The 12,716-nt window shown below is 66.5% G+C and carries 10 protein-coding genes; 4 read left to right on the top strand and 6 right to left on the bottom strand.

What is annotated here, in order from left to right; genetic code table 11:
• Positions 1-75 precede the first annotated feature (75 nt).
• A complete protein-coding gene (locus ACNA0R_RS00825; RefSeq protein WP_415823979.1) occupies positions 76-1,341 on the top strand; it encodes a hypothetical protein in 1,266 nt (421 codons plus the stop codon).
• Here the strand turns inward: ACNA0R_RS00825 and ACNA0R_RS00820 are convergent.
• The 3 genes from ACNA0R_RS00820 to ACNA0R_RS00810 form a co-directional block, all read right to left on the bottom strand.
• Positions 1,294-1,965: a YrbL family protein gene (locus tag ACNA0R_RS00820; protein ID WP_415823978.1), complete on the bottom strand. Its 672-nt coding sequence runs from the start codon at positions 1,963-1,965 to the stop codon at positions 1,294-1,296. The genes ACNA0R_RS00825 and ACNA0R_RS00820 overlap by 48 nt on opposite strands.
• A 366-nt stretch (positions 1,966-2,331) precedes the next feature.
• Positions 2,332-2,847, bottom strand: coding sequence for a single-stranded DNA-binding protein (gene ssb, locus ACNA0R_RS00815; RefSeq protein ID WP_415823977.1), 516 nt, complete (start codon positions 2,845-2,847; stop codon positions 2,332-2,334).
• A 321-nt stretch (positions 2,848-3,168) separates the two neighbouring features.
• Positions 3,169-4,353, bottom strand: a complete 1,185-nt coding sequence (locus ACNA0R_RS00810; RefSeq protein ID WP_415823976.1) for an MFS transporter — start codon at positions 4,351-4,353, stop codon at positions 3,169-3,171.
• 167 nt (positions 4,354-4,520) lie between these two features.
• Here ACNA0R_RS00810 and uvrA point away from each other — a divergent pair, with 167 nt between their 5' ends.
• The 3 genes from uvrA (at position 4,521) to ACNA0R_RS00795 (ending at position 9,782) form a co-directional block, all read left to right on the top strand.
• The gene (uvrA, locus tag ACNA0R_RS00805) at positions 4,521-7,433 is read left to right on the top strand and encodes an excinuclease ABC subunit UvrA (protein ID WP_415823975.1); all 2,913 of its coding nucleotides are present in this window, start codon (positions 4,521-4,523) and stop codon (positions 7,431-7,433) included.
• A 75-nt stretch (positions 7,434-7,508) separates the two neighbouring features.
• On the top strand, positions 7,509-8,174 hold the full coding sequence (locus tag ACNA0R_RS00800; protein WP_415823974.1) for a glutathione S-transferase family protein: 666 nt from the start codon (positions 7,509-7,511) through the stop codon (positions 8,172-8,174).
• 114 nt (positions 8,175-8,288) lie between these two features.
• Positions 8,289-9,782 (top strand): DHA2 family efflux MFS transporter permease subunit, encoded by a 1,494-nt coding sequence (locus ACNA0R_RS00795; RefSeq protein WP_415823973.1) that lies wholly within the window; start codon positions 8,289-8,291, stop codon positions 9,780-9,782.
• A 60-nt stretch (positions 9,783-9,842) separates the two neighbouring features.
• Here ACNA0R_RS00795 and ACNA0R_RS00790 read toward each other — a convergent pair whose 3' ends face one another.
• From ACNA0R_RS00790 to ACNA0R_RS00780, 3 genes are read right to left on the bottom strand one after another with little or no spacing between them, the layout of a single operon-like run.
• Positions 9,843-10,979: a deoxyguanosinetriphosphate triphosphohydrolase gene (locus tag ACNA0R_RS00790; RefSeq protein WP_415823972.1), complete on the bottom strand. Its 1,137-nt coding sequence runs from the start codon at positions 10,977-10,979 to the stop codon at positions 9,843-9,845.
• A 48-nt stretch (positions 10,980-11,027) separates the two neighbouring features.
• Positions 11,028-12,104, bottom strand: a complete 1,077-nt coding sequence (aroB, locus tag ACNA0R_RS00785; RefSeq protein ID WP_415823970.1) for a 3-dehydroquinate synthase — start codon at positions 12,102-12,104, stop codon at positions 11,028-11,030.
• Positions 12,101-12,598: a shikimate kinase gene (locus tag ACNA0R_RS00780; protein ID WP_415824447.1), complete on the bottom strand. Its 498-nt coding sequence runs from the start codon at positions 12,596-12,598 to the stop codon at positions 12,101-12,103. Before ACNA0R_RS00780 ends, aroB begins: the two co-directional genes overlap by 4 nt.
• Positions 12,599-12,716: the final 118 nt, after the last annotated feature.

Below are 12,716 nucleotides of genomic sequence, written 5' to 3'. Positions count from 1 at the left end.
CTAGCGCGCATAAAAACACTTCCGCGACCGACATCCACGGCGTGCAACACGACGCGGCGGGGTGGGCGCACATCCATGGATTCATCCCGCATTCCGGAGCCGTCCCAGTGCGCGCGGGCACTGCGCGCCTTCATCGAACTAGCCCGGACCGGCCGCATCCCCTGCGTCATGCTGCGGCCGCGCGACATCGACGGCGATGGAATATTCCAGGGCGACTTCGATTTCCTGATCGACGACGCGCGCTTCGACGAAATCCTCGCGGCGCTATTCCACCTGTGCCAGCAAACCGGCGTCAGCTTCATCCTGCGGCAGTCGGCGCCGTTCAAGCGACAGGCCGAGCTCCTGCACGACGATGGGCGCCGCGTCATCCTGGAATTCTGGCCCCATGCGGAATTGCGCACCCGCGGCGACGTCGGCCCATTGAGCCGCGCCGGCGTCGACTACGCCACCTACGCACGACTGGACGATAAGGATCGCGGAGCACTCCTGGCCGCCCTGTTCCTGCTGCATCTACATCACAAGCGCAAGAAGCTGGACACGCCGCTGGTACGCGACCGCCTGGCCTATTTCGCCGAGCGCACCGTGGACATCCCGGGGCTCGGCACCGCCATGCGCGGCTTGCTCGCGGGCACGTTGGAACTGGACGCGGCGCACCATACGGCAACGGCCTATCTGCTCGAACACGACATCGCCGTCATACCGCCGGCCAGGATCGCGCTCAAGCGCCTGGCCTGGCACCTGCGCCGTGCCCTGCACTGGCCTTCCTGGGGTACCACCGCCGTGGTCGGACCGGACGGCAGCGGCAAGAGCGCATTGATCGAACGCATCCAATCGGCGCCTCAAGGCGCGCGCTTCAGTTTCAAGCGCTTCAAGCGCCTGTTCCGCAAGCCGCTGTTCTACTGGGGAAGCGAGCCGCGCAACATACGCGATGAAAAGCGGCTGTGGCTGATTCTACCGGTGGCATGGGCCACGTTTTCACTGACGAGCCTGTGTACCGGATGGCGCCGCCCATTGGTCCTGGACCGCTATTTCTACGATTACTTCGTGCGTAACGTCCGCGTAGGCAGCCAGCAACCCTTCCGGCGCATCGCGGCCTACGCCTTGTGCAGCGCGCTGGCGCCTCGTCCCCAGCGGCTGGTCATCGCATCCTGCCCGCCGGAAATCATCCACCAGCGCAAACAGGAAATGTCGCGCGAGGCCATCGCGTCCATGTACGACATGTATCTGGATCAGGTCAGGCGCGGCCGGCTCGCCGCCACCCTTTTCTGCCATACCGGCGTCAGCCTGGAAGAATCAAGCCGGCATGCACTGCTTTTTCTGGGGGGCCCAGAGCCGGCTTGAACGGTCGCGCAGCATGTCCAGCGTCCTGTCCCGGAAAGTCCGGGCCTTGTGCCGCGCGGTCCAATGCTCCAGCGGCGTGAACGTACAGCGCGCCCAGTATTTGAAATCGAAGTGCCGCGTGCCCAGGCCATCGACGAACACCAGATAGGTGCGTCCCTCCGCCGATGACTCACGCACCAGGAAGTTGTCGACGCCATAGTCGGCCAGGATCACGCCATTGCGCGTCAGCCAGTCACAGGCTTCATAGACCAGGCCGACGGCTTCCATCTCGTTGATCATGCCGCTGCACAATGCCTGCGACAAGGTGGGACAGGGGGTGCCGTCCGGTCGCTGCACGAGATCCACCACCAGGCCGAGGCCGCGATTGGTCTGCACCCAGCCGTGCACGCGCGGCAGATGCGGGCCTCTCACGCCCAGCCGTTCCAGATGGGCGCTGTAGTGCAGGTCGATGTCGTTCTGTGCCCGCTCATGTTCGGGCTTCGCCACCTTGACTCCCAGCGCGCGATTCAAGGGGTGCCGCCAGACTTCACGATCATGGCCGGCGCCGACCTTCTCGGCAAGAACCAACACGACGTCCTGACCTGCGGTGGTCCTGCAGGACCACTCGGGAAGAAGTGTGCTCATGAAAAGTTTTTTGTTAAAGGCTTTTCATGATTCTGGGTGCGATTCAAAGAACATGACAACGGTATTTCAGAAGCCGTCGCGCGAGGACAACGTGGAGGTCTAAAATATCGTTATGGTTCAGTGACTTACGTCAAAATACCCCTTCCACGGGCCACTTCTTTACAAAAATTCGACGCTGATGATGCTACCGGCGTCCTGGTGACGCGGCGATTTACGGTTCAAGGTGCCCACGACGCGGGAGGCATGCATCGGCGCGGCGCCGGCCGCGCGCCGCCGTGATTGTCCCGCAGGCCGGCAACGAAAGAAAAGAAAAGCCCCCGCGGCGCCAGGCTGGCGGGGGCTTTTCCGGCAAACAGGCGACAAGGCTCAGAACGGAATATCGTCGTCCATATCCGTCAGGTTCGCCGCGCCGCCGCCACCGCCGGCGGGCTGGCCGGCGGGACGCTGCGGCGCCGGACGCTGGGCCTGCTGGCGCGGGGGACGCTGCGGGGCATCCTCGTAACCACCGCCACCGCCGCCGCCATAACCGCCGCCTTCGCCGCCTTCACGGCCGCCCAGCATTTGCATCTGGTCGGCGACGATTTCGGTGCTGTAGCGATCGGCGCCGGTGTCCTTGTCCTGCCACTTGCGCGTCTTCAGGCGCCCTTCGATATAGACCGAGCGGCCTTTCTTGAGATACTCGCCGGCGATTTCCGCCAGGCGGTTGTACATGACGACGCGGTGCCATTCGGTTTCTTCGCGCCGCTCGCCGGAGGCCTTGTCCTTCCATTGCGACGTCGTGGCGACGGACAGATTGCAGATGGCGCTGCCTTCGGGGCTGTAGCGCACTTCGGGATCGCGCCCGAGGTTGCCGACGAGGATGACTTTATTGACAGATGCCATGTGCTGATTTCCCTAGATTGCCCATCCCGGAACGGTGCATGGGCAAATAACTTCATTTGAATTTGCGTCGCGCCGGATCGGAATGACGCGGTCCCGCGCTGTGCCTGGCCGGGCGAACCGGAGCGCCGTAATGCGCCGGCCGGCCTGGGCAACGATACGGCAAGCTTACCGCACTGCGGGCCGTAGTTTAACGGCCGGCGGACAAAAGCGACTCGCCCGGCTGACCCACCCCCTCCGGCGCAAGCGGACAACCGGTACGCGCATACGGTCGCGCACCGCAGGCCACCGAGCAATGGCGGGCGGCGCCGGGTGGCGCCGGTATCAGCCCAGCGGTTTCAAGCCCCAGGTCGCCGCCAGCCAGACCGCCGACAGGCCGGCCACCGTCAGGAACACGGCGCCCGGTCCCGCATGAGCAGCCAGAATCCCTCCCAGCGCGCCGCCGCAGAACAGGCCGGCCGCCTGGGACGTGTTGTAGAAGCCCAGCGCCAACCCCTTGTACGCGGGCGGCGCCACGCGCGACACCAGCGACGGCTGCAGCGCCTCCAGCACATTGAACATCACGAAGAACAAGGTCAGCAGCACCAGCATGGCGTGGAAACTGCCCTGCCCCCAGCGCATCAGCGCCAGCACCACGATCAATCCGGCCACCGCGCCGATCAGCGCGCCGCGGTGCGCGCGATATTTCTCGGCCACGAACACCACCGGCACCATCAGCACGAAGGACGCCACGATGACCGGCAGATAGATCTCCCACAGGTCGTGCACGTCCAGCCCATCCAGCCTCGCCATCAAGGCCGGCACGACCACGAACAGCGATACCTGGATCAGGTGCAGGCAGAACACGCCGAAGTTCAGCCGCAGCAGATCGCCATGCAGCAGCACCTGGGACGGGCTGGCGCCGCGCATGGCGCGGTTCCCGCTGAGCGGCACGACCGGCACCCACCAGCGCGCCACGGCCAAGCTGAGCACGCCCAGGCAGGCGATGGTCCAGAACAGGCCCGGCAAGCCCCACCAGCCGGTCAGCAGCGGCGCCGCCACCAGCGACACGGCGAAGGACACCCCGATGGACGCGCCCACCATCGCCATGGCGCGCGTGCGCACCTCATCGCGGGTCGCATCGGCGATCCAGGCGGTAATGGCGGCGGAAATCGCGCCCGCGCCCTGCACCGCGCGGCCGATGGTGATCCAGAAGACATTGGGGGACAGGGCACAGATCACGCTGCCCGCGATGAACAGCACCAGCCCCAGCAGCACGACCGGCCGCCGGCCCCAGCGATCCGAGGCCAGCCCGAAGGGTATCTGCAGCACCGCCTGCGTCAGCCCGTAGATGCCCATCGCCAGCCCGACCTTGGCGGGATCGTTGCCGCCGGGCAGGCCGCGCGCGGCCACCGCGAACACTGGCAAAAGCAGGAACAGTCCCAACATACGACAGGCAAACAGTCCTGCCAGGGCAATGCTGGTGCGTCTTTCGATGGGGGTCAGCTGAAGGCGGGGGCGTGACGGCATGCGGGGGGCTGGGTCTGCTGGCGCGCGATCTGATTGTTGTGAAGTGGCGGGGTAGCTGCGACGCGCTTGATAAGCGGGCTGGCACAACCCGGCCTTGCACGACCCCGAACACGGATGAATTCGGCGCGCTATAGTACCAAGTTGGCCTTTGAAACTGCTTAAACCCGATGGACGCGATACGCATTCGGGGTGCTCGCACCCACAACCTGAAGAATGTCTCGCTGGATCTGCCGCGGCAGAAACTGGTGGTGATGACGGGTCTGTCCGGTTCGGGCAAGTCTTCGCTCGCGTTCGACACACTATACGCGGAAGGCCAGCGCCGATACGTTGAAAGCCTTTCGGCTTATGCACGGCAGTTTCTGCAACTGATGGACAAACCGGATGTCGATTTGATCGAGGGGCTCTCCCCCGCGATTTCGATCGAGCAGAAGGCGGCGGGACATAATCCCCGCTCCACCGTCGGCACCATCACCGAAATCCACGACTACCTGCGGCTGCTGTTCGCCCGCGTCGGCACGCCCTATTGCCCCATCCACGGGCTGCCGTTGCAGGCGCAAAGCGTCAGCCAGATGGTCGACACGGTGCTGGGCTGGCAGGCCGACACGCGCCTGGCCATCCTGGCGCCGGTGGCGCGCGCCCGCAAGGGCACGTTCGAGGACGAAATCGCCAGCCTACAGGCGCAAGGCTATGTGCGGCTGCGGGTGGATGGGCAACTGGTCGAAATCGACAGCATGCCGGCCCTGAAGAAAACCGAAAAGCACGATATCGACGTCGTGATCGACCGCCTGCGCGTGCGCGCCGAAAGCGGGCAACGCCTGGCGGAAAGCTTCGAGACCGCGCTGGCGCTGGCCGACGGCCGCGTCGTCGCGCTGGACATGGACGGCGAACACGAACACGTCTTCTCCAGCCGCTACGCCTGTCCCGTATGCAGCCACAGCCTGCCCGAACTCGAACCGCGGCTGTTCAGCTTCAACAATCCCATGGGCGCCTGCCCCAGTTGCGACGGCATCGGCCAGGTCGGCTTTTTCGACCCCAAGCGGGTGGTGGCCTTTCCGGAGCTGAGCCTGGCGGCGGGCGCCATCCGCGGCTGGGATCGCCGCAATGCCTTCACGCATTCGCTGCTGACCAGCCTGGCCGCCCACTATGAATTCGACATCGAAGCGCCCTTCGAAGCGCTGCCGGAACCGGTGCGCGAAAAGGTGCTGTACGGCTCGGGCGAGGAAGAAATCGCCTTCGTCTATCTGAACGAGAAAGGCCGCAGCACCGTCAAGCGGCATGTATTCGAAGGCGTCATCCCCAATCTGGAACGGCGCTGGAAGGAAACCGACTCGTCCACCGTGCGCGAAGAACTGGGCAAGTACCGCAATATCAAGGTATGCCCGGAATGCCACGGCTCGCGCCTGCGCGCCGAAGCGCGCCATGTGCTGATCGGCGGCGAAAAGCGCGACGACAGCGAGCGCCGCGGCCTGGCGATCTACGAAGTGGAAGGCATGCCGCTGTCCGACTGCCTGCACTGGTTCCAGGCGCTGGCGCTGACCGGCGCCAAGCAGGAGATCGCCCAGCGCATCGTGCGCGAAATCGAGGCACGCCTGAGTTTCCTGAACAACGTGGGCTTGAACTACCTGTCCCTGGACCGCAGCGCCGACACGATCTCCGGCGGCGAGGCCCAGCGCATCCGGCTGGCCAGCCAGATAGGCTCGGGCCTGACGGGCGTGATGTACGTGCTGGACGAACCGTCCATCGGCCTGCACCAGCGCGACAACGACCGCCTGATCGGAACCTTGCAGCACCTGCGCGACCTGGGCAACAGCGTCATCGTCGTCGAGCACGACGAAGACATGATCCGCTCCGCCGACTGGGTGGTGGATATGGGACCCGGCGCCGGCGAGCACGGTGGCCAGGTGGTGGCGCAGGGTACGCCGGCGCAGGTGCAGGACGATCCGCAATCGCTCACCGGCCAATACCTGAGCGGCCGCCGCGCCATCCAGGTGCCCGAGCGCCGCCCCGTCAACGACGAGCTGCCATGGCTGGTGGTGGCCGGCGCCAGCGGCAACAACCTGAAGAACGTCGATTTGCGCGTGCCGGCGGGCCGCCTGGTGTGCGTGACCGGCGTGTCCGGCTCGGGCAAGTCCACCCTGGTCAACGACACGCTGGCGTTAGCCGTGTCGCGCCAGCTGCATCACGCGCAGGCCGAACCGGCGCCTTTCGTATCGCTGGAAGGGCTAGAGCATTTCGACAAGATCATCAGCGTCGACCAAAGCCCGATCGGCCGCACGCCGCGCAGCAATCCGGCGACCTACACGGGGCTGTTCACGCCTATCCGCGAACTGTTCGCCGGCGTGCCCGAGGCGCGGGCGCGCGGCTACGATCCCGGGCGCTTCAGCTTCAACGTCAAGGGCGGCCGCTGCGAGGCCTGCCAGGGCGACGGCGTGGTCAAGGTGGAAATGCATTTCCTGCCGGACATGTACGTGCCCTGTGACGTCTGCCAGGGCAAGCGCTACAACCGCGAAACGCTGGAAATCCGCTACCGCGGCCGCAACGTCAGCGAAGTCCTGGACCTGACGGTGGAACAGGCGCTGGAGTATTTCGATTCGGTGCCGGCCATCTCGCGCAAGCTGCACACGCTGATGGACGTGGGCCTGTCCTATCTGCGCCTGGGCCAGAGCGCCACCACGCTGTCGGGCGGCGAAGCGCAGCGCGTCAAGCTCTCGCAGGAGCTGTCGCGGCGCAGTACCGGGCGTACCCTGTATATCCTGGACGAACCCACCACCGGGCTGCACTTCCGCGACATCGAATTGCTGCTGGAGGTCTTGAACCAGTTGGTCGATGCCGGCAACACGGTGCTGGTCATCGAGCACAATCTGGACGTCATCAAGACCGCCGACTGGATCATCGACATGGGGCCGGAAGGCGGCGACGGCGGCGGCCGCGTCGTGGCGCAGGGCACGCCGGAAGCCGTCGCGCAAACGGCGGACAGCCACACCGGGCACTACCTGCGGCGTGTGCTGGAGGCGCGGCCGGCGCACGAGGCCCCCGCGGGACCGCCCGCCGCGACGCCACTGCGCAGGAAAGCCAAGTAGACTTCGGCCGACATCGCCACGCGGGGCGAGGGCGGACACGCCGCTGAAAACAAGCCGGATTATCCTGGAGCGCCTATGTATACCCTTCTGATCGGCAACAAGAACTACTCGTCCTGGTCGCTGCGGCCCTGGCTGGCGCTCAGCGTGGGCGGCGTTCCTTTCAAGGAAGAAAAACTGACGCTGTTCACGCCGGAGTTCGCGGCGCGGCTGGCGCCGCTGACGCCGGCCGGCACGGTCCCGGTGCTGCTGGATGGCGATTTCGCCGTGTGGGATTCGCTGGCCATCTGCGAATACGTGGCCGAACGCCATCCGCAGGCGCGGCTATGGCCCGCCGATCCGCGGGCCCGCGCCCGCGCGCGCTCGCTGACGGCGCAGATGCATAGCGGCTTCGGCGCGCTGCGCAACGTCCTGCCGATGAACATAGAAGCGCTGCTGCCGGGCATAGACATCACGCCCGCGGCACAGCAGGACATCTCGCGCGTGCAGGCCATCTGGCAGGATACGCGGGCGGAATACGGCCAGGGCGGCCCCTTCCTGTTCGGCGCGTTTTCCATCGCCGATGCGTTCTTCGCGCCGGTGGTATCGCGCTTCATCACCTACGGCGTCACCGCCGCGGCGGGCCCGGTACGCGAATACATGGATGCGATCCTGTCGCTGCCGGCCATGCAGGCCTGGATCCGCGACGCCAAGGCGGAAGGCATATTCCTGCCGCCGGACGAGCCGTATCGCACGCAAAGATAAAGTCTCGCCGGTCGTTCGTGTCGAAAACGGGCGGGGCCGATCGTCGTGGCAGGCGTGCGGCCGACCGAGCGCCCCGCCGGGCCGGGACGCGACCCGCACCACAGGAGAAGACACATGACACACGGCATAGAAGGCCGTAAACGCTGGTACGCCCTGGCGGTGCTATGCCTGGGGGTGCTGATGATCGTGCTGGACACCACCATCGTCAATGTGGCGCTGCCATCCATCCGCGCCGACCTGGGCTTCACTGAAACGTCCCTGGTCTGGGTGGTCAACGCCTATATGCTGACCTTCGGCGGTTTCCTGCTGCTGGGCGGGCGCCTGGGCGATCTGTACGGTCACCGGCGCATGTTCCTGGCGGGCCTGGCGCTGTTCACGGTGGCCTCGCTGGCCTGCGGCCTGGCGCACACGCGCGAGTTCCTGATCGCCGCCCGCGCCGTACAGGGCCTCGGCGGCGCCGTCGTTTCGGCGGTGTCCCTGTCGCTGGTGATGAACCTGTTCACCGAAGCGGCCGAGCGCGCCAAGGCCATGGGAATCTACGGTTTCGTGTGCGCCGGCGGCGGCAGCATAGGCGTCCTGCTGGGCGGGCTGCTGACGTCCACGCTCAGCTGGCACTGGATCTTCCTGGTCAACCTGCCGATAGGCGTGGCGGTCTATGCGCTATGCCTGGCCCTGATCCCGCGCGGCCGCGGCATGGCCATGGAAGGTCCCCTCGACGTGGGCGGCGCGGTCACCATCACGGCGGCCCTGATGCTGGCCGTATACGCGGTGGTCAATGGCAACGAAGCGGGTTGGGGCTCGACCCAATCGGTCGCCATGCTGGCGGCGGCGGTCATTTTGCTGGCGCTGTTCCTGGCCATCGAAGCGCGCGTGCGAGCGCCGCTGGTGCCGCTGCGCCTGTTCCGCCTGCGCAATCTGGCCGTGTCCAACGTGGTCGGGGTTTTGTGGGCGGCGGCGATGTTTGCCTGGTTCTTCATTTCGGCGCTGTATCTGCAGCTGGTGCTGGGCTACGACGCCATGGAGATCGGTCTCGCCTTTCTGCCGGCCAATCTGATCATGGCGGCGTTCTCGCTGGGCCTGTCCGCCCGGCTGGTCATGCGCTTCGGCATCCGCCTGCCGCTGGGTGGCGGGCTGCTGATCGCCGCGATAGGCCTGGCGCTGTTCGGCTACGCGCCCGTGCACGGCAGCTTCGCGCTGCACGTGCTGCCCGGCATGCTGCTGCTGGGCCTGGGCGCCGGCATCGCCTTCAACCCCGTCCTGCTGGCGGCGATGAGCGATGTCCGGCCCGGTGAATCCGGGCTGGCGTCCGGCATCGTCAATACATCCTTCATGATGGGCGGTTCGCTAGGCCTGGCGGTGCTGGCCAGCCTGGCGGCGGCGCGCGCCCATACCGCGGCGGCCGCGGGCGCCGAGCCCGCCGTCGCGCTGAACCAGGGATATCAGCTGGCCTTTCTGTGCGGCGCTGGCTTCGCGCTCGTTGCCGCCATCCTGGGCGGAGGCTGGCTGCGCACGCGCCTGCAGTCGCAGGAGGATCCGGCGGCGTCCGCGCCAGCCAAAGCGGGCCATGGCCCGCGCTCCACCGTGGAGAATCCGGCCCCGCCCCACTGACGTCGGCGCAAGAATGCGCGGGGGCGCGCAGGCACGGGGCCGCCGGGCCCCGCCGCGACGTCAATACGACATATCGAACAAACGCTTGTGCTCACGCATGGCGTAGCGGTCGGTCATGCCGGCGATGTAATCCGAAATGGCGCGCGGCTGGGCTTCGCGCCGCTGGTAATCCGGCGGCAGCAGGCGCGGGTCCGCCAGGAAAGCGGTGAAGAGGTCGCGCACGATGCGCCGCGCCTTCGACGTCATGCGCATCACACGGAAATGCCGGTACAGGTTCTCGAACAGGAAACGCTTGAGTTCGTCGGCCTCCGCGCGTATGCCTTCCGAAAACCCCACCAGTGCCGGCGCTTCGCGCACGTCGTCCACGCTTTCGGGACGATGCCTGGCGATGCGCTCCGCCGTCGTGGTGGTCAGGTCGACGATCAGCGTATTGATCATGCGGCGTATGGTTTCCGCGATCAGCCGGCGCTGCGGCACGTCGGCAAATTGTGCCGCCACGCCATCGTAATGGCGCGCGAAGATACGCACCTGCCGCATCTGCTCGACCGTCACCAGGCCGGACCGCAGTCCGTCGTCGATATCGTGATTGTTGTAGGCGATCTCATCGGCCAGGTTCGCCAATTGCGCCTCCAGCGACGGCCGGCGCCGGCGGATAAAGCGCTCGCCCACCTTGCCCAGCTGCCGCGCGTGCGCCAGCGAACAATGCTTGAGTATGCCCTCGCGCGTCTCGAAACACAGGTTCAGGCCATTGAACGCGGCATAGCGTTCTTCCAGCTCGTCGACCACGCGCAGACTCTGCAGATTGTGCTCGAAGCCCCCGGCGCCCGGCGCCAGCTCGTGCATGCAGGCGTTCAGTTCATCCTGGCCGGCGTGGCCGAAGGGCGTATGGCCCAGGTCATGCGCCAGCGAGATGGCTTCCGTCAGCTCCTCGTTGACGCGCAGGCTGCGCGCCAGCGTGCGGGCGATCTGCGCCACTTCAAGGCTGTGCGTCAGCCGCGTGCGGAACAGATCGCCTTCATGATTGATGAAAACCTGGGTCTTGTATTCCAGCCGGCGGAAGGCCGTGCAATGGATGATGCGATCGCGATCGCGCTGGAATTCCGTGCGATTCTGCGGCGGCGGTTCGGCATGCGCGCGGCCTTGGCTGCGCAGGGGATCGGCGGCGTAGGGGGCCAGTGTGTCCGCGTATGTATCCATAGGGCAATGATCGTTGATTCCTGTCTATCGGACCATCGCCGGTACGCATCAGGCGACGGTGCGTTCCAACACCCGGAGCACGGCATCTTTTGGCGCGCCCTGGATGATGGCCTGGCCGATACGTGGCGTCAGGACGAAGCGGATCTCGCCGCCTTCCGCCTTTTTGTCCACCCGCATCAGCTCCAGCCAGCGGTCGGTACCCAGGTCCGGCGCCGTGGTCGGACAGCCGATGGCTTCCACCAGTTTCCTGACCCGCGCCACGTCCGCCCGCGGCAGGCCGGCGACCTCGGCGGACAATTCCGCGGCCTGCACCATGCCGCAGCCGACGGCCTCGCCGTGCAGCCAGGCGCCATAGCCCAGGCCGGATTCGATCGCATGGCCAAAGGTGTGGCCCAGGTTCAGAATCGCCCGCAGGCCGGATTCGCGCTCGTCCTGCCCCACCACCTTGGCCTTGAGTTCGCACGAGACCTGGATGGCATGTCCCAGGACGTCGCGGTCCAGGGCACGCAGCCGCGCGGCGTTGGCTTCGCACCAGGCCCAGAAGTCGGCGTCCAGGATCATGCCGTATTTGATGACTTCCGCCAGCCCGGCCGACACTTCGCGCGCGGGCAGCGTCGACAGCACGTCGGTGTCGATCTCGACCGCGACCGGCTGGTGGAATGCCCCCACCATATTCTTGCCCAGCGGATGGTTCACCCCGGTCTTGCCGCCCACGGACGAATCCACCTGCGCCAGCAGCGTGGTGGGCACCTGCACGAAACGGATGCCGCGCATATAGACCGCCGCCGCGAAGCCCGTCATATCGCCGATCACGCCGCCGCCCAACGCGACCAGCACGGAGCGGCGATCGAAGCCGTTGGACAGCAAGGCGTCGAAAATCTGGTTCAGCGTGCGCCAGTCCTTGTGTTCCTCGCCGTCCGGCAGCTCGATGCGCACCACTTTGCGCCCCGTCCTGGCCAGCGCGCGTTCCGCGCGTTCCGCATACAGCGCGGCCACCGTGGGATTGGTGATCAGCGCGATCGCGGTCGCGTTGCCCGGTATGGCTTCATCCAGGTGGTCGAGCCGGCCGGGCGCGATGCGTATGGGATAGCGGGCGCCGGGAACGGCAACGTCGACAACGTTCATGCTTGCTTCTCGTAGGCTTGCAGCTTGGGCACCAGCTGTTTGACCAGCGTGCTCACGGGCACGCAGCCGGTTTCGATGATCAGATGCGCGACCTCGCGGTACAGGGGCTCGCGGCGCGCCAGCAGGTCCTGCAAGGTGCCGCGCGGATCGGCGGTCGCCAGCAGCGGCCGGTTGCGGTCGCGGCAGGTGCGGCGATACAGCTCGTCCACGCTGGCGCGCAGGTAGACGACGATGCCCTGCTCGCGCAGCACGGCGCGGTTCTCCGCGGCCAGGATGGCGCCGCCGCCCGTGGCCAGCACGATGCCGCGGCGCGTGGCGCACTGCGCCAGCGCGGCGGCTTCGCGCTTGCGGAAGCCCGCTTCGCCTTCGATCTCGAATATGACGGGAACGCGCACGCCGCAGCGGGATTCCAGTTCATGGTCCAGATCGACGAAATCGCGACCCAGCACGCGCGCCAGCGAGCGGCCTATCGTGGTCTTGCCCGCGCCCATCATGCCGACCAGGAAGATCGGCGTGTCGTAAGGCAGGGTGACGCGCGGCGCCGCGCACACGGCGGCGCAAGTCTCGGATTCGGATTCGACGGCCGGCGTGGCGACCGTGCAATCGGGTTGG

It is taken from the genome of Bordetella sputigena (assembly GCF_965137885.1).
In the GTDB taxonomy this organism is placed as follows: domain Bacteria; phylum Pseudomonadota; class Gammaproteobacteria; order Burkholderiales; family Burkholderiaceae_B; genus Bordetella_C; species Bordetella_C sputigena.
Note: the sequence above shows the minus strand (reverse complement) of the source record. Positions and strands in the feature narration are given on the sequence as shown.